The following is a 22,976-nucleotide window of genomic DNA, read 5'->3' as shown; positions in this document are numbered from 1 at the left end:
GCGGCGCAAATCAAGCCCTGGGGTACGCCCGTGCGCCGCAGCATTTCGTGTGCAAACCACAGGCCGGGCCCCACGCCCTTGTAGCTTGTGCGCCGGATCTTTTTCGATTCCTCCGCCGTGCATTGTTTGCTGCCGTGGTGGCAAAAATCGGGTGATTCCAACATCACATGCAAGGGCTCAGCGGCTCGCATCCATTCGCAGCGCATCGAAAAACTCTGGATCAGGGGATGCGGACGGGGTGCTTCCGACATGTTGCCGACACCCTGCATGTTGCTTTGTCCGGCGAGCAACCAGACATCGCCCGCGAAAAATTCCCGGATGCTTGTTGCGGCCTTGTTGCAACGCAACTCCAGCCGGTAAGGCCCACCCGCTGGAATGCCTGCGACGCGGATTGTAAAATTCCCTTTTACGGCGCGGCCTGCGGCCCGATTTTTCCAACCTTTGAGAGCGCCTTTTTTTGAGGCAATCGTGATCGTGAGGGGGCCGGGTTTGGCGCAAGTACCAGATAGTTTGAGAGAGGCGCCCTTGGAGCCCTGCCGTTGCAAAACCTGGCCTTCCGAAAGTCCGGAAAGAATCTTCATAATGGTTTATCAAGCTAACCTGCTTACTTCACACCGGTCACGGAAATTCTCTGCTTGTAGCCCGGATGTCGCCGCACCTCTGGTTCCTGGCCGCTTCCTCCGTCGCTGGGGCTATGGAGGACAGGCCAGTTCCGCTTCGCGGCTCACGCTGGTTGTCCCGTATGCCTGAACTCTAGACGTTGATAAAAACCATGATAACGCGATTGGGCTTTATATGCAGCTTGATGGTGCTTATGACTGGCGTTTGCGTCCGGCAAATTTATTGTTCTCAATCGCCGCGGGTTGCTTACGCCGGACTGGCTCCAATTAATAAGCCAGCACAAATTCACAGGGTTTGGTTTGAGTATTTTTGGAGCATTCCTTTACCATGCAGCTTCCGAGGGGTTTGGCACCGTCACCATCGGAAAACTGATTTGCGAGTTGTTCAAACGGACGGGAGTCCGGCAACCTTAAAAGGGTCAACTATCCGTGACTTGCCTTACCATATAGATGTCCTGTTCTTTGGCCATATCGGATACATGTCGATGAAAGAGGGGCCGCTTCAACAGGGATACGGTGATGTCTGGGCTAAAGCGGTTGTGGTGAGGAAGAGTGTTTTTCAGCCGCATCCTGTCCGCAGCCCTTTTCGTATGTTTGCTGGAATCGTAATGGGTTCGTTCCTATGGTCGAGCATGTTGATGCTCCAATTAATTCTAAAAATCATATAAATCCGCGCCTTCAGCGCTCGGATTCCTTAACCTTTGCGTACTTCCTGTAAAAAGTATTCAAATTCCAATTAAAAAATGAGTCTTCTGGATTGTCGCGTCGCTCCGCTCCTCGCAATGACGCGGTGCGTGAGGTATTGTGCCAGCGGGCGTCGATCTCCACACGTTTCGTCATCGCGAGGCCCATCTGGAACATTCGCGACGCATGTCGGAGTTGGGCCGTGGCGATCCAGCTTTCAGCCATTCGAGATAGAGATAGATGAAGATAGAGTAAGAGCAGGAGTAAACCGGTTTTGGTTTTAACTCAAAAAGGTTTTCCTTCGTGTCTTGGTGTCTTCGTGGTTAAATTTTCAAGAGCTTGCCAATTATCGGCCCCGCATTAGAATCGACAGGTTATGCCCGAACGGTTTTACATCACCACCGCCATCGATTACGTCAACGGCAACCCGCACCTCGGCCATGCCTATGAAAAGGTGCTGACCGATGTCCTGGCGCGCCACCATCGCCGCCGTGGCGAATCCGTTTTTTTTCTGACCGGAGTCGATGAGCACGGGATCAAAGTCCAGCAAAGCGCCCAGAAGCAGGGTCGGGAGCCGCAGGAATTTTGCGACGAAATGGCCGGTCGTTTTGAAAGCCTGTACCGTCGCCTGAACGTTTCCTTCGACGATTTTGTGCGAACGACGCAGCCCCGGCACAAGACCGTGGTCCAGCGCGTCCTGCAAAAGCTGTACGATGACGGCGAAATTTATCCGGATGTTTACAAAGGTTTTTACAGCACCCGGCAGGAACAGTTTTTGACCGAAAAAGACCGTGTGAGCGGAAAATTTCCTGAATCATTCGGCGAGGTGATCGAACTTGAGGAAAAAGTTTATTTCTTCCGGCTGGCGAAATATCAGGACTGGCTGCGCGGGGAATTGGAAAAGAATCCCGATTGGATTTACCCCTCCTTCCGCACCAAGGAAGTTCTCGGTGCGTTGGAAGCGCCCATTCCCGACCTTTGTATTTCGCGTCCGAAATCGCGGCTGGCCTGGGGCATCCCGCTGCCCTTCGACGCGGAGCAGGTGACCTACGTGTGGTTTGACGCGTTGATCAATTATATTTCCATCATCGGCTACGACGGTGAAAAAGTCGGCGAGCGCTGGCCCGCGGTGCATGTGATCGGGAAGGACATCATGGTCCCGGCCCATGCCATCTACTGGCCTATCATGCTAAAAGCGCTCAAGCTTCCGTTGCCGCGGCTCCTGCTCGTTCACGGCTGGTGGACGCAGAATCGGGAAAAAATGAGCAAGTCGGTCGGCAACGTCGTGGATCCGTTGGACCTGATCGAGAGCTACGGCGTGGACGCCTTCCGCTATTTCGTCATGCGCGAGATGGCGTTGGGCTACGACGCGGATTTTTCAGCCGAACAATTTCACCTGCGTTACCAGGGCGAACTGGGCAATACCCTTGGTAATCTGGTCAACCGGGCGGTTTCGATGATTACCCGCTATCGCGAAGGAGTTGTTCCGTCCATCAAGCAGGAGGCCATTACTCCCGCAGACCAAAGCCTGCGTGGTGATATCCTGGCGGCTGTGGAATCCTATCGCTCCAACATGGACAAGTTGCAGATCCACGTTGCGATCATGGAATTGTGGAAGGGCGTCGCCCGAGCCAACCAGTATGTCGAAGAGTCGGCCCCGTGGAAGCTGGCAAAAGATCCCGCATTATCGGGGCGGCTGGACGTGGTCCTGGGCGAACTCGCGTCGGGGATTTATCTGTTGGCGGGCGAGTTGGAACCGATCCTGCCCGGCACGGTGGAAAAAATCCTGCTGCAATTGGGCGGCTTGCCGGTTTTGCCGGGAAGAAGTGCGCCGGTGTGGCCGTCGATTCCGCAGGGCACGCGGGTAGGCAAGGCTGAGCCGCTTTTTCCGAGAATTGAGCTTGCAGCGCCGCAAAGCTAGGTTTGCCTTTTAATGCGCGCGGGCGGCGAAGATATCGTCCAGGGCGTGGAGGCGGCGGGAGAGGTCGCGCGCGATGTTCAGGATCACAATCGCGTATTGGTCCGGCCAGCGATGGTAGAGCTTGTGCAGGTCGGTGCTGTGTAGGGCGTATAACTTGACGGCAGTCGCACAGCGCGCCGAGGCGCAACGTTTCAGGCATTCCAGCATGCTCATTTCACCGAAAAAATCGTCATCGCGTAGCGTCGCGATGAGCGTCGGGGCTGCGGAATCGGCGTCCTTGATGATTTCGACGCTTCCGTGGTCGATGACATAAAAGACATTGCTGATTTCGCCTTCGTGAAAGACGAAGTCGCCGGGTTGAAGTTCCACCGGGCGGGCGAGACTTTCAAGGAAATCCAGCGCTTCCGTTGAAACGCCGGCAAAGATATGGATGGGGGCGAGGAAGTTCGTGTCTGAATTTAATACGGCCTGGGGCGGGATGCAATCCGGCAGTGCTGGGATATGACAGGATTAACATCGAAATACTTCGGAGCAGAAGGGATGGATAGGACTTCTGGATTGCCGCGTCGCTACGCTCCTCGTCCGCCGCGGCGGAACGCGGGTGCGTGAGGCATAGTGCCAGCCAAGCATGCGGACCCGGGCTGTGCGTCATCGCGAGCCCTGATCACGCCGCCTACGGCGGGTATCGGGGCGTGGCGATCCAGTACTTGTGTATAATGGGGAACTTGCCAGGGGGGTCGATGCGGCTGGTTCCAGCCCAAAACAAGCGGGACGACACAGCGGTCGTCCCACCATAGTGTGCATCAACCCAGCGAAACGAGTTGCTCTCGGAACTTTGCCAGTTGCGATTCGGCCTCGGCTTTGAGCGCGCGCCATTCTTCCACCTTCTCCGGCGGGGCCTTGGCGAGCATGGCGGTGTTCTCGAGTTTTTTGGATTCCCGTTCCAGCGAAGCCTGGGCCTTGGCGATTTCTTTTTCCAGTCGCTGCTTTTCTTTTTCGACGTCGATGAGCCCGGTCAACGGCAGATAGAGATCGCCCAACGGCGTGAGCGCGACGGGTGTTTTTGCCAGGGGTGCGCTGATGATTTCGAGCGATTGCGCGCCGAGCAACGGACTGAGCAGGGCCAGTTCCGATTGTGAAAGAGCCTTTTCACTGTGCAGTTTGAAATCCAATTTTTTGCCCAGCGGAATCTGGAACTCGCCGCGCAGGCGGCGCGAGGCGTCGATGAGCGCGTAGGTCTTGTCCGCATACTCAACTGCGACGGAGTCAATCGCTTTGCCGGATTTAACCGGCCAATCCGTGAACTGGATGGTTTCCGTGGCAAAGCCGAGTTCGATCCAGATTTCCTCGGTGATGAACGGCGCGAAGGGATGAAGCAGGCGCAAGACTTGCGACAACACATGGTCGATGGTTGCGAGCGTTCCTGCCCGTGTGGGCGATGCGGGATCCGCGAAATCGGCCTTGGCGGTTTCCAGAAAGCGCGAACACAAATCGTCCCAGACAAATCCGTAGATGGCCGAAGCGACCGCGCTGAACTCGTATTTTTCAAATCCGGCTTCGACGGTGTCGATGAGTTTGTCGAGCCGTGCCAGCAGATGAGCCGAGTAGGGTGTCAGCTTTTTTCCGAACGGATCGGCCTTGGGATCGATGGGGCCCTGCATGGCGCGGAAGCGGCAGGCATTCCAGAGTTTGTTGCAAAAGTTCCGGCCTTCCTCGATTTGTTTTTCGTCGAAGCGGATGTCCAGACCCTGCGGCGCGATGCGCATCAGGCCGAAGCGCAGTCCGTCGGCGCCATACTTGGCGATGAGATCCAGCGGATCGGGGGAATTGCCGAGCGACTTCGACATTTTCCGGCCCTGATGGTCGCGAATGATGCCGGTAAAATAAACATCCTGGAAGGCCCGGTTGGCCTGCGCGTATTCGGGGCTTCCGGGAGCGGCGGCGGATTCCGCTGGGTTGAATTCCAGGCCGGCGATGATCATGCGGGCGACCCAAAGGAAGATGATGTCAGGGCCCGTGACGAGCGTGCTGGTGGGATAGAATTTTTTCCGGGTTTTGGTGTCCATCGTGGCATAGGCCCAGAGCCAGGAGGAAGCCCAGGTGTCGAGCGAGTCGGAATCTTGTATCCAATCTATCCCTGGCGAGTCCATTTGTACACGTATTTCTTGTAATTTGCCAGCATCCGGTCTGTCCATGTAATCACGAATAGATATATTGTCTGGTCTAATACTAGAGCTACCTGGGTAATGATACCAAACGGGGATGCGATGGCCCCAATAGACCTGGCGGGAGAGGCACCAGTCCTGAATGTTTTCCAGCCAGTGGGCATAGACTTTTTCCCAGCGATCCGGATAGAAGCGAATGACCTTGTCCCGGACGGTTGCGAGAGCCTCCTCGATCATCCGGCCGTTAAGCATCTTGCGGTAGTCGAGGAACCATTGCTCGGAAAGGCGCGGCTCGACCGGCACCTGTCCGCGCTCGCTGAAGCCGATATTGTTCTCGTAGGCTTCTTCCTTCACCAATGCGCCGCCGGTTTGGAGCATTTCCACGGCTTTTTTCCTGGCATCAAAACGGTCGAGACCGTCGAGTTCCGGTACCGCCGGGCAATTTATTTTTCCATCGCAGTGCAGGATATCAATGATCGGGAGCTGATGGCGCTGGCCGATCTCGAAGTCGGCCTTGTCATGCGCGGGGGTGACTTTAAGCACGCCGGTGCCGAAGGCCGGGTCGATATGCGCGTCGGCGATGATGGGGATTTGGGCGCGGGGGAAAGGGCGCCAGCAATGTTTCCCGACGAGATGCTTGTAGCGTTCGTCGGTGGGATTGACGGCCACGGCGGAATCACCCATGAGGGTTTCCGGGCGGGTGGTGGCGATCTCCAAAAATTGGCCGGGCAGTTCCGCGATCTCGTAGCGCATGGTGTAGAGCTTGCTTTTTTGCGGGGTGGGAATGACCTCCTCGTCGGAGAGGGCGGTGTGGGAGGCGGGGCACCAGTTGACCATGCGTTTGCCGCGGTAGATGTAGCCCTTTTTGTAGAGGGTGATGAAGGCGTTAATCACATCGCGGTGATAGGCTTCGTCCATGGTGAAACGTTCCCGTTTCCAATCGCAGGAGCAGCCGAGTTTTTTCAACTGTTGGATGATGATGCCGCCGCGGTCCTTCGTCCAAGCCCAGACAAGCTTGAGCATGGCTTCGCGCCCGATGTTGTGGCGGGTGAGCGGGGCCTTGGGTTTGCCTGCGGCCTTGTCCCAGACATGGTCGAGGGACTCCAAAACCTCGCGCACGTTGGCCGGGAGTTCAGCGGGTTTACGGAGGGCTTTTTCGACGGCGGTTTGCGTGGCGAGGCCGGCGTGGTCGGTGCCCGGCAGCCAGAGGGCCTCCTTGCCCTGGAGACGCGCCCGGCGGATGAGGATGTCCTGGATGGTGTTGTTGAGCACATGCCCCATGGTGAGCACGCCAGTGACGTTGGGAGGGGGGATGACAATGGAATACGGCGGCTTGGAACTGCCGGGGTCGGCGTGGAAGCTGTTCTGCTCCAGCCAGCGGGCATAGAGTTTGTCCTCCACGAGGGAGGGGTCGTACGCTTTGGCGAGTTCAGGCATAGGAAAGAAAGACTCTACAGCCTTCCGGGTGGCAGGCAAGGGGGATAAGATTAAAAACACGATCTTACAGGAAGATCGCGAAGGACGTGGAGAAAAGGCAGAGGTCAGAATTCAGGAGTCAGAAGCAAGGCAAAGCTCTGCCAGCGCAAGCCAGGCCAGGTTCATTGCCCCGCGATGGCTTCTTCGAGCTGGTCGTCCACGCGCACGTTTTGGAGCGACCACTTCCCATCCTTGGCGGTTGTAAAAACAAACTGCCAGCGCAGGGGCTTGTGTTCGAGATAACTGATGTAGGTCAGGAGCCGCAGTTTTCTGCAAATCTGGCGGTTGTCGAACAGTTCGTAGGATTTCATTTTCCCATAGCCCTTGAGCGCTTCGTTGGTTTTTGCGACGAAGGCGCTGACCTGGTCCGTGGAATTTTGAAGGACGGAATCCTTCACCAAATCGTTAAACCCGTCGTCCGTGCGGTCGCTTTCGAGGGCGAGGAAGAATTTTTCGAGTTTGAGTTGGATGTTGTCGGGCGGGTTTGTGGCGATCGGGTAGGCGGGCAGAAAGTCCCTCATGTTGTCCACGCTGAACTTGATCAGGCTCCAATCATTGCCCGAGGGGTTTTGGTAGATAAAGGCCCAGCGGAAAAATTTGTCGCCATGCACGGTGATGTAGGATACGGAAAGGAGCCGGGTCCCGTAGAGGCGTGATTCCATGGGATCGTAGGATTCGAGCCTCCCGCATTTTTGAAGGGTGTTCTCGGTGATGCTCACGGATTTGTCCACCACTTCGCCTTCCTTTTCGAGTTTGCTGCCCTCAAAGAGGCCGAAGAAAGCCAGCTTGGCGTCGCCGGCTTGAATCGTGTTGAAGAATTTCTCAAGCTGGTTTGTGATTTTTTGGGGTGTCTCAGTTTGGCCCGGTGTCTTCAGGCGTTGCGTGACGGCGCTATCCGAGGGTTTGAGGCGGTTCTCCTGGGCGGGGCAAGCGGCGGCCCAGCACAGCAGCAAAACGAACACGGGAATTTTTTTCATGATGCCCCAATCAGTTTCTTCAAGGCGGGCATGGGATGGTGCATCGGGCTGCCGTGGGAAAAAATCAGGGTTTGAATTTTGAGCAGGGTGAGGGGGCGCAGTGATTTTTTCAGCAAAGCGGGGTCGAGGCAGTATTTATCCGGCAGGATGGCCAAACCGGTGGAGGGGAAGTTGATCAGAGCATCGCCGATACAAAGTGTCTGGGTTTTCGGGCAATAGAGAGCGTGTTCGCCAAGGGCGGCGCCCGGGATTGCGATGGGTTTGAATCCGTAAATCTGGGTGAGGCCGTCGAGGATGATGTCGGGCTTGAAGGAAAATTCCTTCACGGCGAAAGCGGGCGACGCCACGGGGATGTTCAGCAGCTTGCTTAACTTTTTGCTGGCGCGTTCATGGTTGCCGTTTGTCAGGAAGATGCCGCACGGCATGCCCATTTCGGAAATGGCGGCCATGACGGCGGCGTCCGGCAGAATAGGGTCGATCAACACCACTTTTCCGGCATTGCAGATGGCATGCGAGGTGAGGAGGGTTTTGACCTGGGGATCGAACGCGGACCATTCAAGCAGCGTGGGGTCGATTCGTGTTAGGCTGATTTCCGGCATGGCGCGCGGGTTATCCGATTTTGGACTTGTAAGCCCCTGCGTCCCTGAGGCTGTTGAGTTCCCCGGCATCTGACAGCTTGAGCTTGAACATCCAGGCCTGCTCATAGGGCGAGCGATTGACCAGACCGGGATCATTCGAGAGGTTTTTATTCACCTCGGTCACGGTTCCGGAAACCGGCGCATAAATGTCGGAAGCGGCTTTTACGCTTTCGACCACGGCGACGGTCTCCTTTGCTTTGAAGGCCTTGCCGACGGCCGGCAGTTCGACATAGACCACATCGCTCAGCTCGGATTGCGCATGGTCGGTGATCCCGACGGTTGCAATGCCGTTTTCGGCCAGTACCCATTCGTGGGTGTCGGTGTATTTCAAGTTATTGGGGATATTGCTCATAAATTGGAGTAAAAGGGTTTTTTCACGACGCGGGCCGGCTGGCGTTTGCCGCGCACTTCGATTTCAATCTCGGTACCGGGCTTGGCGAAATCCCTGGCGATCAGAGCGAGGCCGATGCCTTTGTTCAGGGTGGGGGAGTGGCTGCCGCTGGTCACCTCACCGATCTGGTTGTTTTTTGCAAAAACCGGATATTGCGCGCGCGGAGGCGCTCCAGGCCCGGTGATTTCAAACGCGGCCACGGAGCGGGTGATGCCGCTTTCCTTTTGCTCACGAAGGGGTTCGTTGCCGACAAATTTTTCCGGTTTGTCGAATGAAACAAAGTGGTCCAGCCCGGCTTCCAGCGGCGAGATGGACTGGGACAGTTCATGGCCATAGAGCGGGTAGCAGGCTTCGAGGCGGAGGGTGTCGCGGCAGCCCAGTCCGGCAGAGACGCATGAGACAAGCTCCCCGTGCTTTAGAAGATCCTTCCAGAGGGGAGTGGCGAGTTCGGGCGACAGGAATATTTCAAAACCGTCCTCCCCCGTGTATCCTGTGCGGGCGACAAGAACACTCTTCCCCTTGTAAGGTGTTTCGATGAATTGGTTTCGTTTGAGAGGGCGTTTTTCCGAGTCGAATAGTTTGCGGAAGACGCCCTCCGATTTGGGGCCTTGGAGGGCAATAGCCGCAAATTCCTCGCTTTGGTTTTCAATGGTAACATTGGGGCCGAGGCGGCGTTCCAGCCACTTGAAATCCTTCTCGATCTGGGAGGCATTGACGACGAGCAGAAATTCCTGGTCGGCCAGGCGATAGATAATCAAGTCATCGACTGTGCCGCCGCTTTCATTGAGAAGGAGGGTGTATTGGCCCCAGCCTGGGGAAATCTTGCGGATGTCGTTGCAGAAGAGGGAATTGACCCAGGCCTCCGAACCGGTTCCTTTGACGACAAGTTCGCCCATGTGTGAGATATCGAACAGTCCGGCAGTGCTGCGGATGGCCTTATGTTCCTGGAGGATGCTCGTGTAGTGGACGGGCATGAGCCATCCTCCAAACTCCACCATTTTGGCGCCGAGTTCCTGATGCACGTCTGCGAGTGGGGTTCGAAGGAGATTTGTGGTCTCAGACATTAGGAAATGGTATGGAGACGATACGCCGGATGTCAACGCAGTTGGAGTTGAAGTTTTCGGCTGGAGATCTCACACTTGACATGAGTAAAAAAAGCAGAACAAGGAATGAATGAAATTGTCTGAAAAAACCGGATTATGCGCCACAGGCAGGCCGGTACGATACGGCCCGCCAACCGGTTTATTGGAATTCATGCGGCAGGTCGAAAAGCCGGGGTTGATCAATCTGGCTGCGGGTGTGCCGTCCCCCTCCCTTTTGCCTGTGGAGGAGTTGAAGCAGGCTTTTCGTTCCGCCACGGCGCTTGAGGGGCGCGAGATGTGGGCGTATCAAAGGCCGGAGGGCCACGCCGGATTGAGGGGTCAGATCGCGCGAAATCTGGTGAAACGCGGCGTCCGGGCCGGGCCTGAAGATGTGCTGTTGACAACGGGTTGCACCCAGGCGTTGCACCTGGCCATTTCCACTCTGACCGGGCCGGGCGACCTTGTGGCCTGTGAAAGCCCCGGGTATTACAACATGCTGGAGCAAATTTACGCGACGGGGGCCCGGGTGCTGCCGTTGCCGGTCGATATGAACTCAGGCCTGCTTCTTGACGTGGCGGCGCTGTTGCTGAAAAAGCACCGTCCGAAGTGCCTGGTGGTCTGTTCCTCGCTTTCCAATCCAAGCGGGGCGACCCTTTCGCCTGTTAAGCGCAAGGATCTGGCCCGCCTGTGCGGGGAACTGGGGATCGTGGTGATTGAAGACGACATTTATGGGGAACTGTGCGACGGCGGGGCGCCGAATCCGGTCAGGGCCTATGACGACGGCTCCCATGTGATTTATGTGAGCAGTTTTTGCAAGTCGGTTTCCCCCGGGCTTCGCGTGGGCTGCATGCTTCCCGGAAAATGGTTTGAGCGCGTGGCGCGCCTGAAATGCAATTCCGACCTGCATAGCTCCGTTGTTGCAGAGGCAACCCTGTGCGCATTTCTTCAGCGGGGCGGGTTGGAGCGGCACCTGGCAAAACTTCACGCCCAATGCCGCCGCCGCCGGGAATCAGTGCGCCGTGCCGTGTTGCAACATTTTCCAGCGGGCACGAAAGTCTCGGATCCGCAGGGTGGATTTTTGCTCTGGGTGGAGTTGCCGTACAAACTGGATTCGGCCGCATGGTCCGAGCGTGCAAAATCCCGGGGTGTGAGTTTTGCGCGGGGCGAGGTTTTTCTGACATCGCCTGCGCGGCGGGGCTGCCTGCGTTTGAATTGCGCGCGGGCGGAGGAATCGGATTTGGAAAAAGGGATCCGGATTCTGGCTGAGTTACTGGAAATATAAAAATAGATTCGATAGAACCACAGATGGACACGGATAAATACGGATAAGGAACGCCAAAATCTGAGACTTGAAACTAAAAACCTGAAACCGGTAGAAGATTGGCCGCTAACTCCGACCTGTGTCGCGAGCAGGAAGAGTAAAAATGGAACAGAAGGTTTTAGTTCTGAAAACCTGCGTGAATCTGTTCAATCTGCGGATGAAGGTGTGCCGGGAAACTTCGGCGTGGTTTCGCGCCGAAGCATGTGAATATTTTCACCCATGGGTGAAAATATTCACTGGGAGCCCCAATTTTTCACCCAATTCAGATAGACCGCGTAAGTTGTGGCGGTGCCGCTGGCGACGGTACTGGAAGCTGTGGCGGTTTGCCCGGCGGTGCTCCAGACATCGGGTTGAACTGAATTGAAGAGGGATTTGTCCGAAGCATTTGAATCACCCGGTATAGCAGCGTCATATTTGTAAAAATAACCGTAGGCATACCCGAAGGGGTCCTGAATGTAGGAACTGCCCATAGGAGCACCGACTTGGTTCGACTTCAGTTCCATGTACTGTGTATAACCGGAAGTTACAGATGTCTGACTGGTGGAAGACGTTTGAAAACTGGATCGTCCCATCAGGTAGGTAAAGAGAAGGCATCCCCCCGAGCCTCCGGGTGTGCTTGCTCCCAGAGTGGGGCTTGTTCCAATATATGCGCTTGGGTTGCCTGTATAAATGCCATTGCTGATGGTAATGAAGCTGGTTGAAGGATAATCTCCATTGTCGGTTTTATAGCGTTCCAAAGCCAGGTCGATGGCCATGATTTCGGCCTTGGCGCGACTGGTGCCGGCTTTTCTATTGACGTTACCCGCCACGCCGAGGACGAGCCCGCTTAAAATGGCAATGATCGTGATCACCACCAGCAGCTCAATCAAAGTAAAAGCAAAGCGTCCTGTCTTCATCGACATTATTTCCAACTGCTTAGGAATTTTGTGGTATCGGTATTGGCGGCGCCATTTACCGGAAGACCGGTGGACCACACGGCTATCGCGGCGTTAATGGTTCCTCCAGTTCCTCCAGGCATGGCCAGTTGATTATCGTAATTGGTGTCCAGTTCCATCTGGTAGGCCTGGTTCCAGGGATCAACAAAGGTGGTGGCAGTCGAGGCATCCGACGGAGGCGCTGTAGCGCTGGATGATGCCCTTAAATCCTTCAGATTGAATTCCATGAAGACAATTTGCCGCGGATTGGTGCCAACCGGGCTATCCTGGCCGATGAGCATTTTGTAGAGTTTGATTCCCGGGTCAAAAGGGTTTTCGTCGGTGATCGTGCTGGGCCAGGTACCGTATTCGGTCTGGTAGCTGGTCATGGCGGTGCGTAATTGGTTGACCATGTTGGACGCCTGGGTCTTTTTGGCGGCATTCAGTGCGCCTTGGATGGCCGGAAATGCCAGACCTGCCAGGATGCCGATGATCGTGATGACGACCAGAAGCTCAATCAGCGTGAAACCCCGGCGGAAATGGGGGAACTTTAATGCAATGCTCATAATTTAAATCTATTCCGATTTTGGGGTTTGTAAACCGCAAAGCGGGGGCATACGAGCATTAACGCAAAGCAAAACATTTGAACCACGGATGGCACGGATAAACACAGATGGAAAGGCAGCACAAAACACATTTTGACAGGATGAACAGGATTCACGGGATGGGAAAAACAAATACGGGGGCTCGTGTCCCATGAAGTGCACATGCGATCTTGTGCGGAAAATAGATCTAGGGAGGATATAAATTCAAAAAAACTCTGCGTCCTCTGCGACTCTGCGGTGAACATTGTATTTGTGAGTGTCAGGAGCGCCCTTCCATTTCCTTTTCGAGCCGTTCGGCCACCCATTGTTTCAACATGCTCTGGTAATTCAAATACCGTTGATTGGCAAGCCGCTTGAGCCTTGCAAGCATGCGCGGATCCATGCGCAGCGTGATGGTGGTCGATTCGGTGTTATCCGGCTTGAAACAGGCGGCCTGCATCAAACGGCCGTCCAACTGGTGCGCCTGCCAGAAATCAGCCTCCTCCTGCGGGGAGGCAAAGTGCGGGACTTCATCCCAGTGGGAGACGATTTTGAGCGTCATAACGACTCCCGGGTTTTGCGATTGTAGAAAAACAATTCCTCTTCCGTCATTTCACGGGAGGCCAGGATGCGGATTTGTTTGCCGTCCGAACTATACACGGAAAACAGGGCTTTTTTCCGCAAACTCATTCCCAGACAAAAAAAACGGGACTGGTCTGCAATCGCCCCGGCGTCCGGCATTAGTCTCAGGGAAAAGGGGTCTTCAAAGCTTTCAGCCACTTCATCTGGATGAGTGCCCGTTGGAGTGAAGATGCTCCAGTCAAATTCCATTGGGATTACTTACACCTTCACTTTCAGGGAGGAAAGTGAAAACGGAAGGGATTGAGCCAATGAGAGGAGGCCAGCATAGCCGAAACCGAGGAAAAACAGCCAGAAAAAGGGGAGGGAAACCCAAAGTTGGTGCCGGATGGCAAACCAGATAAAATAGCCGTAATAGGCGGACAAGGTGAGCTCCAGCAGTGGGAGGAATGATTTTCCCGCGATATAGCGTTTTCCAAACCAGGTTTCGACTCCGGTGCGGATCCCGTACTTGGGTGTGCGGGTGAATTCGGACTGGCGGTTGAACAAGGCCTCGAGCACAGCCCGTGCATTGTTGAGGCAAAGCCCGATCCCGGTGGCAATCAGCATGGGGATGTAGAACGGGATCTTGTACCATTGTTTTTTCAGTTCGATCAAAACCGCGCCATAAAAGACAAAAATGGAGAGCGACGCCATGCAGAAAATCGGCACATCAACGGCCAGCACGGACTTCCAATGGAATCCCGAATAAGCGGGGTCCGGCTGGACCAGCACGGCAAGAGCCGCCAGTAACAGGTAGGCGAAGTTGGATGTCAGATGAAAAATGGCTTCCAGTTTGGTTTTAAAAGGCAGTTTGCTCCGGCAGATTTCAGGCAGTAATTTGCGGCAGGTCTGGATGGCGCCCTTGGCCCAGCGGTGCTGCTGCGCTTTGAAGGAGTTCATATCGACCGGCAGTTCGGCGGGAGTCACCACATCGGGCACGAAAATAAATTTCCACCCCTTCAATTGTGCGCGGTAGCTCAAATCCAAATCCTCGGTCAGCGTGTCATGCTGCCAGCCTCCGGCGTCCACAATGCTGGTTTTGCGCCAGACGCCGGCCGTGCCGTTGAAATTAAAAAATCGTCCGCTGCGGTTGCGGGCAGTTTGTTCGATCAGCAAATGGCCGTCCAGGAGGAGAGCCTGCACCCGCGTCAGGAGATTATACCCGCGGTTGATATGCCCCCAGCGGGTTTGAATCATTCCCACCTGGGGATCGCTGAAATACTGGATGGTGTCGCGGAGAATATTTTCCGGGGGAATAAAATCCGCGTCGAAAATGGCGATGAATTCGCCGCGCGCGGTCTGGAGGCCATTTTGCAGCGCGCCGGCCTTGAATCCAAAGCGATTGCTGCGGTGCAGGTGTTTGATGTCAAATCCCCGCTGGGACAACTCTTCGACAAGCTTGTGGATCACATCCGACGTGTCGTCTGTTGAATCGTCCAAGACCTGGATTTCAAGTTTTTCCTGCGGATACCCGATGGCCGCCACCGAGCGGATCAAGCGCTCCACGACATAGATTTCATTATAGACCGGGAGTTGGATTGTGACGACGGGCAGCTCGCGCAATTTGCCCAGCGGTTTAATGCTGTGCTTTTTATGGCGATAATAGGTAAAAATCATCCAGAACCGGTGCATCCCGTAAAGCGAGAGCCCCGTTACGACCAGCCCATATGTAATTAACCACAGAATCCCGAGCATAGTAGCAAATCAGACGGATATGATTCCGATTCCTTTTAAAATTTCAGGTTGCACAAAAGCGCATGTTGCTGCTTAGGTTTTAAGGGTCAAGATTATTTGTAAAATGCAGTTTACCATTTCCTTAGAACAATTGCCACTTTGGCGACAGGAGCAGAAACGGTTCGGCCGCCGGGTTGTCGTGACCAACGGCTGTTTTGACGTGCTTCATACCGGCCATTTACGCTATTTGTGCGCCGCCCGTCAACTGGGAGATGTCCTGATTGTGGGGATTAATGGCGACGATTCTGTCCGCGCCCTCAAAGGCCCTTCCCGCCCTCTTAACTCCGAAGCGGACCGCGCCGAGCTGTTGGGGGCCTTGAAACCGGTGGATGCCGTGGTCATTTTTCCAGAACCCCGCGCGGTGCGTTTTTTGGAGTTGGTCCAGCCTGATATCTATGTAAAGGGCGGGGATTACACGGAAGACCAGCTTGACCGGGACGAGGTGGCTGTCATCAAAAAAGCCGGCGGGGTGATCCGCATCCTCCCACTGGTGCCCGGGAAATCCACCTCGGCCATGATAAAAAAAGCCGGTGGGACCTTGTGAGCGAACCCGTGAATCTGGGCATTCTCGGCTCGGGCCGCGGATCGAATTTTGTCGCAATCGCGGATGCGATCGCCTCCGGAAAATTAACCGCCCGCATCAATCTCGTGGCCAGTGATTTATCCTCCGCTCTGATTCTCGAGGAAGCCCGCAAGCGTTCCCTGCCGGTTTACCAGTGCCCTGCAAGCGCATTTAAGACCAGGCTGGAGCCCGGGATTGAAACACAATTGTCCGAAGCTTTGAAGAAGGCCGGGGTTGATTGGGTTGTGCTCGCCGGCTACATGCGGGTAGTCAAACAACCGCTGCTCCAGGCTTTTAAAGGCCGGATTATTAATATTCATCCCTCCTTGCTGCCGGCTTTCCCGGGGCTCCACGCATGGGAACAGGCTTTGAAAGCAGGGGTGCGTGAAACCGGCTGCACCGTGCACTGGGTGGATGAAACAGTCGATGGCGGCGCAATCATCGATCAGGCGCGCGTGCCGGTGTTGCCGGGTCACACGGCGGAAACGCTTCACCAACGAATCCAGGTGGCGGAACACGCGCTACTGCCCTCGGTCTTGCAACGGATTGCGCAGGGGATTATTCCCTCACCTTGAACCCGGATGTTTCACCGTCAATAGCTCGATTCTCAAAATCAGCATGAAATATGCAGGCTAAATAGATTGCCTGCTCCCGGTTCGATGGTATTTTATTTCCCCTTATCCATCTCATACCCGATGGTGTAACGGTAGCACAAAGGATTTTGGTTCCTTTAGTCATGGTTCGAATCCATGTCGGGTAGCCAGGGGTGCGCTCTGCGAGCGCCATTTGAAATCTGAAATCTCAAATTTTTGTTTTAGATTTCAAATTTGAGATATCACTGTGCAAACGGCGCAAATCGGTGGTGAATGTTTTTGATTGCCCGTCCCATTTCCTGGGAATTTTGCGTTTTGAGCCAATCAAATCCGGTTGGGGGACCCAGCGTTCCCGGCATCGATTTTGCGCCTCCTCACAATCCGCAGGACGGCTCGGATAGGGTTGGTGGTTGGGCTGCCAACTGTGCCATTTGACCGCGGATTGGACCTGGCCGTTTTTCAGGCTGACCCATTCCAGCAACAACGGGGTCTGGGCGGGTATGTGCGGGTGGAGTGAAGGGAGGGTATGGAAGGCCCGGTAGCGCAGCGCGGCCACCGCCAGTTTTTTCTCAACTTTAAACGGCACGGGAATTCCGTTGATTTGCAGCAGCCCCTTGTCGAGCGCCTTGGGAGAGCTGAGGGACAGTTCGATGCGCTCGGTGCTGGAATCCACGGAGCGGACTGTCAACGGGCCGGCGGGCTGTTCGCCCAGCAGGGGCCAGGCTTCTATCGCATAACGAACTGTCAGTGTTTCCTTGCCCGCGGGCATGAGGCCGGCCGTCGGGAAGCGAAAATCGAAATGGGGCCGAAGCCAGGAGACATCGAACGGAATGCCGGCCTTTCTCAAGTCCGCCGCCACGTCGCCAAGATCCAACCAGAGAATGGAGGGCAGAAAAAAGCGGTCGTGCAGGGCTTGTCCCCAGCGCAGGAGATTTTTCTTGAACGGGTTCCGCGCGAGCATGGCGATGATGGCGCGAATAAAAAGTCCGACAGCGGCCGCGCGCTCGCAGTCGGGCTGGGACTCAAAGGCGCGGAATTCCAGGATACCACAGGTGCCGTTGGGTTGGGATGGATTCCACAGCTTGTCGATGCTGATCTCGGCCCGGTGCGTGTTGCCGCTGCGGTCGGTGATCAGGTCCCGGAACAGCATGCCGAATAAATCCGGGTCGTGGGAAAGGCTTGCCGACCCGTCAAAGGCAATTTCAAGTTCTGTTAGGGCGTCATAGGTGCTCTCGTCGATCCGTGGCGCCTGCGAGCCCGGGCCGACGGACTGGCCGGAAAAAAGGTAGCTGAGCGAAGGATGATGCTGCCAGTAGCGGAGGATGCTGGGGAGCAGATCCGGCAGGTGAAAGATGGGGCTGAGTTCGGGTTTTGGCCCGCCGAAACAAATGTGCGCGCCGCCGCCGGTGGCGACCGCCCGTCCGTTGAAATGGAGTTTGTGCGCGCAGAGCCCGCTTTTGTGCGCCGCGTGATAGAGCATTTTCAGTTGCCGGGCATGTTCGGACCAATTGCCGGCGGGCGGGAGATTGACTTCAATCACGCCGGGGTCCGAGGTGAAGGCGTAGCGTTCGAGCAGCTCGTCTTTGCCGGGCGGGTAGCCGGAAATGACCAGATCCTGCACGTCAAGCTCCGCAGCCAGGGCTTCAATGTGCCCGATCAGGTTCAGATAGGGTTCAAGGCTGAGGGGGGGGATGAAGACGTCCAGCCCCCCGTCCTTGATTTCAACAGTCAAGGCTTGCTTCAGACAACTCTCCGGCAGCAGGTTCAACGGCAGGCGCAATCCCATGGAACTGTCTCCGGGTATGAGTACGATATATTCATCATCCCGATAGGGCCATTTGCCGCTGATCCAGTTGTCGTGCGTGTAATCCAATGGCAATACGCAGCCTTGGGCGGTGGCGGGCGTCTCCGGATTGGCGGCTTCGTAAAGATAGGTTTGAAGGCCGATTCTTTGGGCCAGTTTTTGGGCGAAGTGTCTGGCTGATTCGATTGTATTGTCCGCGGACGGCGGGCCGGCGAGCAGGCGTTCGGGCTCGTTCCAGAGACGGCGATTGGGATGGATATGGACCAGCAGGCTCCAGCGTGGAAGCGGTTCGCCGGGGTAAAGTTTTCCGTAGGTCTGCGTGAGCAGGGCGCCGGGGAAAAATTCCCGGATAAACTCGAGTGCGAACCTGCGGGCGTAGGAAAGTTTTGTGGGGCCGAGGGCATCGACGTTCCATTCGGCGCCTTCCGGGTTCAGCGGCACAAAGGTGGGTTCTCCTCCCATGGTCAGCAGGGCGCCGGAGTCTTTCACTGCAGCTTCGACTTTTCGGGCGCAGTTCCGGATTTGCTTCCAAACCGGGCGGCTGTAGGGAGTCTCCAAGGGGCTGCGGCTTTTTTTCATTGCGGATGTTATTCGAGGCGGGTGACGGACACTTCGGCGATAAGTTGGCTGTCCACCGGATGGCTTTTGCTGTAAGCGCCCTGGATGGGGCTGGTCCAGGCCGGGCGCGTTGAAACGGCCACGGGGATAAAAAAGTTGGTGGCCAGCACACCGTTGGTCGGATCGAATCCTTTCCATCCGGCCCCTGGAAGGTACACCTCGGCCCAGGCGTGCATGGAACCCGCGGCGCGGTTGCTGGATTTACCCGGTTCCTCCGGAGCATACAGATAACCACTGACATAGCGCGTGGCCAGGCCAAGACTGTGGCAGGCCGCCATGAAGAGGCTGGCAAGATCCCGGCAACTGCCGGAATTCAGGCGCAAAGTTTCATCGGGCGATTGGACGCCGCTTTCCTCCCGGCGCCGGTATTGGATTTTTTCATAGATGGCCCGGTTGAGCGTGGTCAGCAGTTGCAACGTTTGATCCGGCAGGGTTGTCATGGTGGATTGGATCCAGGCATCCAGAGAAGCACATTCCATGCCTGTGTTGCTCAAGTACCCTTGCAGGGCCTCCAGCTCGTCGCCGTTATACTGAAACGGGTGCGTGGCCGCATAGGGCTCAATGATGAAGTCGAAGGGGTTGTCCTGGAGCAGTTCGACGGTCATTCCCGCCTGGATCAGCAACTGCCGGGATTCACCCGTGAAATAGGCCGTGGCGATGCTGTTTTCAAACGCGTCCCGGGACCATTTGAGATCGGACTGGGGAAAAGTCTGGATATGGAATTCACAAACGCGGATGTGCGGGTCTTCGCGCGGCCGGAGCAGGATTTTGTGCGGCGTGAAAGCGACTTTCTCGTCATATTGATAGGTGGTGCTGTGCTGGACGTTTAGTTTCATGCCGTGACCTGTTTCTTTTTGCGTTTTACCGACACCATGACTTCCAATTCCTGACCCCGGTCGCCCTTGTAGGTGCCCTTGAGCGGGGCGGCATCGACATAGTCGGTCCCGACGGCGACCTTCACATGCCGGGGCCCGGCCTCCTGATTGTTGGTCGGGTCAAGGCCCCACCAGAATCCGCCCGGCAGAAAAACCTCCACCCAGGCATGACTTGCGGTGGCGCCAACGAGTTTATCGGCGTTTGTGGAGGGATCGTAAGCCTCGATATAACCGCTGACATAACGCGCCGGGATGCCGTAGGTGCGCAGGATGCCGAGCATGAGATGCGCGAAGTCCTGACAGACGCCGCGCCGTTGCCGGATAAAGGTTGCAAGCGGGGTGCCGACGTCGGTGGCGCCGGGTTTGTATTTGAAATGTTTGCGGACCCAGCGGTTGAGATCGAGTATCGCCTCGCCCAGGTTTTGCGCGGGCTTGATGAAATCCCGGCGCAGCGGGAGCAGCACCTGGTGCAGCGGGACGCGGTCGGTCGGCCGCAGATAGGGATACAAGGGGAGCATCTGGCTGCGGTAGATTTGCAGCGCTTCCGCGACCGTGACTCCCAGCGCGTTGGCAGGCGGCGTGATTTCATGCGTTTCAACTTCCGCCGACGCGCGGACGATGAGCCGGTTGTGCCGGTAGGGGATTGAGAAGAATTCCACAATGTTGCCGAGGTAATCCGTGTAATGGCCCACGGAGGCATGCGGGGTGATTTCAAGTTTGTGGGACAGGACCGTTTGGGTTTCGCAGGTCTGGGGGCAAATGCGCAATTCCGCATATGACTCGGAGGCCGGCATGCGGTAGAGATATTCCGTGTGGTGGACAATGCGGAATCTCATGGATCACGCGGCAGGGCGCCGTTATTTCCTCCGTTTGGATAGTCCATCTGGTGGCTGAAAAAACGGTCCTCGACCAATTCATGGAGGCGCAGGAGATGCTGTTCCAGGTAGGAACTCTCCTGTTTCACACGGGCCTGCAACTGGAGGATGTTGGGCAGGTTTGAAGGCCCGGCCACATCGGCCTCGAACGCGTCCCGCGGAAAAAGCGTTTCACAGCGGATGTTGCCGATGTGCTCCAGCACCGTTTGCGCGTGGTGGAGCGGGGAACCCGGATCTGTCTCGCCTGCGCCCAGCACGCTGCGCAGCGCATACAGGATGTGTTTGCAGCAGTACGCGACCGAACTGGGCGCCTCGGATTTTCGCCAGAGCAATTCGGCCACCTGGCCGACATAGGTGCGCGAGCGGAATTCGCGCTGGTAGGCGTCAAGCGAACTCAGGAGGCGGAGGAGCGAAGTCAGGTCTGGGTCCTGTCCTCCGGACGGGTCCAGATTTTTCAAGGCGCTGCTGAGAACGATGTCGAGGACCGTCACGGTGCAGATGGCGCGCTCCAGAAGCGTGCCGAGGCGGTAGAACTCCCAACTGTCATCATGCGGCATCGTCCGGAGAATGGTGCCGTTGAGGCAGGCGATTTCATCGACGCTGGCCTGGCAGATTTCCTGAAGTGACAAGGCCGGCGCCGTGTTGTCCTGGCAGCGTTGTTCCAGCCGGCGCATAAAACGGCTGAGGACGGCCCAAACCTCGGGCGTGATGAATTCACGGATGTCTTGGGCGTTCTGGTTGGCCAGGGTGATGCAAAAAAAGACGGAGGCGGTGTTGTCCCGCCCGCTGATGAGGCGCCGGCTCAGGCCGGAGACCTGGGCGGGAGGGCTTTTGATTTTGAGATAATCATTCTGGCCGGTGGAGGACGCCACAGCCTGCCAGAGCGGCCACACATTGCGGCGTTCGCGGCGGCCCAACTGCGACCAACCCAGTTCTTCAAGCACGTGCAGCATGCGGGATGTGTTTTCCGCCCGTTCGGTGTAGCGTCCGATCCAGTACAGGCTTTCCGCGACGCGGCTGGGAATTTTGAACTCGCGAGGCGCCCAGGCGTTGCGCGTCCGGGAGGCGCTGCTTGTCGGGCGTTCATTTCCGCCATGCACCCAGGTGTCTTTCACGCCCGATGCGAGGTTGGCCACGATGTGGCGGTTGTCGGACGGCAGACTTTGCCGCGTCAATCCCCCGGGCAGAACCAGCGGGTTTTCACCCATGAGGAGGAAAGCGCGTAGAAAAGCAGGGCGTGGGATCATCCGCCCGTTTTCAAAGCGCGGAATTCCCGTCACGTCGATTTTGGGATGCGCGACGATGGAAGCTGGATTTTCGCGCAGCATTTTTTCCATTGCGCCTTCGTAGGCATCGCGGGGCTTGTGCAACACCCAGCGCTGATGGCTGTCCTGGCGCTGGACCGGGCGCAACAAAAGGCTGCCGAGGTTGGCTTTTACATATTCGAGCTGGTCGTAGTCGCGGCAATTATAGGTGGGCAGCGTGGGGAGCAGCGGTTGTTCCTGAAGATAGAAACGGATGATCGAGTCCGAATACCGGAGCAGCGCCTTGTTGTCCGCAACGCCACAGCCCAGCGCGTTCGCGATGGCCACCTTGCCCTGGCGCGCGCAGTTGACCAGACCCGGAATGCCCTGCTGCGAGGCGCCGCGAAACGCGATGGGATCGATGGAGCGGCTTTCCAGGCGCCGGTAAATGACATCGACCTGCTCAAGGCCCCGGATCGTTTTCAGATAGACGCAGTTCTCGCGAACGATGAGGTCGGCGGGCTTGACAATGGCCACGCCCATGCGGCGCGCGAGAAAGCTTTCCTCGAAAAAATTATCCAGCGTGGTGCTGTGGCTCAACAGGACGATGTGCGGGTTCGGCTTGTCCGAAAGCGAGGAAATGCGTTCGACCAATTCCGTGCTGAAGGAGGAAACCGGGCAGGCATTGAAAGTCTGGAATATCTCCGGAAATGCCTGGGTCAGCATCCGCCGGTTTTGGAGGATGAAGGAAATGCCGAAGGGCGTTGAGTAATGGTTTTGGGTGGCGAACCAGCGTCCGTCCGTGCCGCGGACCAGATCGACCGCGCCGATGAGGATGTTGATGTCCCGCGGGGTGGGGATGTTGCTGTATTCGAAAAGATAGGATGGGTCCTCGAAAACAAGATGATAGGGGATGACCTTTTCCTTGAGGATTTTTTGTTCCGAATACAGGTCGGAAAGAAACCTGCTGAATGCGCGCGTGCGCTGGATGAGGCCGGCTTCGATCAGATTCCATTCCTGCTGCGGAATGATGTGCGGGATGATGTCGAATTTCCACTGGCGGTCGAGGAGTCCGGATTGCCCGTTCAGGCTGAAATGGATGCCGAGGTCCAGCGCGAGCGCTTCCATTTTTTGCTGCCGTTTGCGCAGTTCGGATGGGGGCAAATTCCGCAAGCTTCGGAGAAAATCGGCCGTGTCGGCCGAGGCGGGCTCGGACAGCGGTTCGGAGGCGGAGAAATGTTTTCTGCTGACGGCCATTATATGAGTAAGGGGGAAAA

The 22,976-nt window shown here is 56.4% G+C and carries 20 protein-coding genes and 1 tRNA gene; 5 read left to right on the top strand and 16 right to left on the bottom strand.

All coding sequences use genetic code 11. The features are described 5' to 3' along the window. Window positions 1–581: sialate O-acetylesterase (locus PHD76_10420; protein MDD5262246.1), on the bottom strand; the 581-nt coding region annotated here is incomplete at its 3' end. 1,099 nt (window positions 582–1,680) lie between these two features. On the opposite strand from PHD76_10420, the gene metG reads away from it, so the two are divergent. Further along, window positions 1,681–3,225 (top strand): methionine--tRNA ligase, encoded by a 1,545-nt coding sequence (gene metG / locus PHD76_10415; GenBank protein ID MDD5262245.1) that lies wholly within the window; start codon window positions 1,681–1,683, stop codon window positions 3,223–3,225. A gap of 9 nt (window positions 3,226–3,234) precedes the next feature. On the opposite strand, the gene PHD76_10410 is transcribed toward metG, so the two are convergent. From PHD76_10410 to gcvT, 6 genes are all read right to left on the bottom strand, one after another. After that, window positions 3,235–3,594 (bottom strand): cyclic nucleotide-binding domain-containing protein, encoded by a 360-nt coding sequence (locus tag PHD76_10410; GenBank protein MDD5262244.1) that lies wholly within the window; start codon window positions 3,592–3,594, stop codon window positions 3,235–3,237. Between the two features lie 434 nt (window positions 3,595–4,028). Then, complete coding sequence (locus PHD76_10405; GenBank protein MDD5262243.1) at window positions 4,029–6,827, bottom strand: valine--tRNA ligase; 2,799 nt, start codon at window positions 6,825–6,827, stop codon at window positions 4,029–4,031. A 161-nt stretch (window positions 6,828–6,988) separates the two neighbouring features. Beyond that, window positions 6,989–7,843, bottom strand: a complete 855-nt coding sequence (locus PHD76_10400; GenBank protein ID MDD5262242.1) for a hypothetical protein — start codon at window positions 7,841–7,843, stop codon at window positions 6,989–6,991. Continuing rightward, entirely contained in the window at window positions 7,840–8,442 is a 603-nt protein-coding gene (locus PHD76_10395) for a hypothetical protein (GenBank protein ID MDD5262241.1), read from the bottom strand. Before PHD76_10395 ends, PHD76_10400 begins: the two co-directional genes overlap by 4 nt. A 10-nt stretch (window positions 8,443–8,452) precedes the next feature. Further along, the gene (gcvH, locus tag PHD76_10390; GenBank protein ID MDD5262240.1) at window positions 8,453–8,833 is read right to left on the bottom strand and encodes a glycine cleavage system protein GcvH; all 381 of its coding nucleotides are present in this window, start codon (window positions 8,831–8,833) and stop codon (window positions 8,453–8,455) included. Beyond that, window positions 8,830–9,936, bottom strand: a complete 1,107-nt coding sequence (gene gcvT / locus PHD76_10385; protein ID MDD5262239.1) for a glycine cleavage system aminomethyltransferase GcvT — start codon at window positions 9,934–9,936, stop codon at window positions 8,830–8,832. Before gcvT ends, gcvH begins: the two co-directional genes overlap by 4 nt. Before the next feature lie 109 nt (window positions 9,937–10,045). On the opposite strand from gcvT, the gene PHD76_10380 reads away from it, so the two are divergent. Continuing rightward, complete coding sequence (locus tag PHD76_10380) at window positions 10,046–11,236, top strand: PLP-dependent aminotransferase family protein (protein MDD5262238.1); 1,191 nt, start codon at window positions 10,046–10,048, stop codon at window positions 11,234–11,236. A gap of 272 nt (window positions 11,237–11,508) precedes the next feature. Here the strand turns inward: PHD76_10380 and PHD76_10375 are convergent, their stop codons facing one another. The 5 genes from PHD76_10375 to PHD76_10355 form a co-directional block, all read right to left on the bottom strand. After that, window positions 11,509–12,171, bottom strand: a complete 663-nt coding sequence (locus tag PHD76_10375; GenBank protein MDD5262237.1) for a prepilin-type N-terminal cleavage/methylation domain-containing protein — start codon at window positions 12,169–12,171, stop codon at window positions 11,509–11,511. A 5-nt stretch (window positions 12,172–12,176) separates the two neighbouring features. Next, entirely contained in the window at window positions 12,177–12,755 is a 579-nt protein-coding gene (locus PHD76_10370) for a type II secretion system protein (protein ID MDD5262236.1), read from the bottom strand. Between the two features lie 298 nt (window positions 12,756–13,053). Then, window positions 13,054–13,335 carry a CopG family antitoxin gene (locus tag PHD76_10365; protein MDD5262235.1) on the bottom strand — a complete coding sequence of 94 codons (282 nt, stop codon included), beginning with the start codon at window positions 13,333–13,335 and terminating at the stop codon, window positions 13,054–13,056. Next, complete coding sequence (locus PHD76_10360) at window positions 13,332–13,604, bottom strand: hypothetical protein (GenBank protein MDD5262234.1); 273 nt, start codon at window positions 13,602–13,604, stop codon at window positions 13,332–13,334. The genes PHD76_10365 and PHD76_10360 overlap by 4 nt, the downstream gene beginning before the upstream one ends. A gap of 9 nt (window positions 13,605–13,613) precedes the next feature. Next, a complete protein-coding gene (locus PHD76_10355) occupies window positions 13,614–15,089 on the bottom strand; it encodes a glycosyltransferase (protein ID MDD5262233.1) in 1,476 nt (491 codons plus the stop codon). Window positions 15,090–15,219: 130 nt separating this feature from the next. Between PHD76_10355 and PHD76_10350 the strand changes: the two genes are divergently transcribed. The 3 genes from PHD76_10350 to PHD76_10340 all read left to right on the top strand — a co-directional run bounded on the left by PHD76_10350 (window position 15,220) and on the right by PHD76_10340 (window position 16,453). Then, on the top strand, window positions 15,220–15,672 hold the full coding sequence (locus PHD76_10350) for an adenylyltransferase/cytidyltransferase family protein (GenBank protein ID MDD5262232.1): 453 nt from the start codon (window positions 15,220–15,222) through the stop codon (window positions 15,670–15,672). Beyond that, entirely contained in the window at window positions 15,669–16,265 is a 597-nt protein-coding gene (gene purN, locus PHD76_10345) for a phosphoribosylglycinamide formyltransferase (protein MDD5262231.1), read from the top strand. The genes PHD76_10350 and purN overlap by 4 nt, the downstream gene beginning before the upstream one ends. 114 nt (window positions 16,266–16,379) lie before the next feature. Continuing rightward, window positions 16,380–16,453: transfer RNA gene (locus PHD76_10340), tRNA-Gln, on the top strand. A 38-nt stretch (window positions 16,454–16,491) separates the two neighbouring features. On the opposite strand, the gene PHD76_10335 is transcribed toward PHD76_10340, so the two are convergent. From PHD76_10335 to PHD76_10320, 4 genes are read right to left on the bottom strand one after another with little or no spacing between them, the layout of a single operon-like run. After that, window positions 16,492–18,666: a transglutaminase family protein gene (locus PHD76_10335; protein MDD5262230.1), complete on the bottom strand. Its 2,175-nt coding sequence runs from the start codon at window positions 18,664–18,666 to the stop codon at window positions 16,492–16,494. Window positions 18,667–18,674: 8 nt separating this feature from the next. Further along, window positions 18,675–19,541: a transglutaminase family protein gene (locus tag PHD76_10330; GenBank protein MDD5262229.1), complete on the bottom strand. Its 867-nt coding sequence runs from the start codon at window positions 19,539–19,541 to the stop codon at window positions 18,675–18,677. Then, entirely contained in the window at window positions 19,538–20,416 is an 879-nt protein-coding gene (locus tag PHD76_10325) for a transglutaminase family protein (protein MDD5262228.1), read from the bottom strand. Before PHD76_10325 ends, PHD76_10330 begins: the two co-directional genes overlap by 4 nt. Then, window positions 20,413–22,956, bottom strand: coding sequence for a circularly permuted type 2 ATP-grasp protein (locus PHD76_10320; protein ID MDD5262227.1), 2,544 nt, complete (start codon window positions 22,954–22,956; stop codon window positions 20,413–20,415). The genes PHD76_10325 and PHD76_10320 overlap by 4 nt, the downstream gene beginning before the upstream one ends. Window positions 22,957–22,976 lie beyond the last annotated feature (20 nt).

Source organism: Candidatus Methylacidiphilales bacterium (genome assembly GCA_028713655.1).
Lineage (GTDB): Bacteria > Verrucomicrobiota > Verrucomicrobiia > Methylacidiphilales > JAAUTS01 > JAQTNW01.
This window is presented reverse-complemented; position numbering and strand designations above follow the sequence as displayed.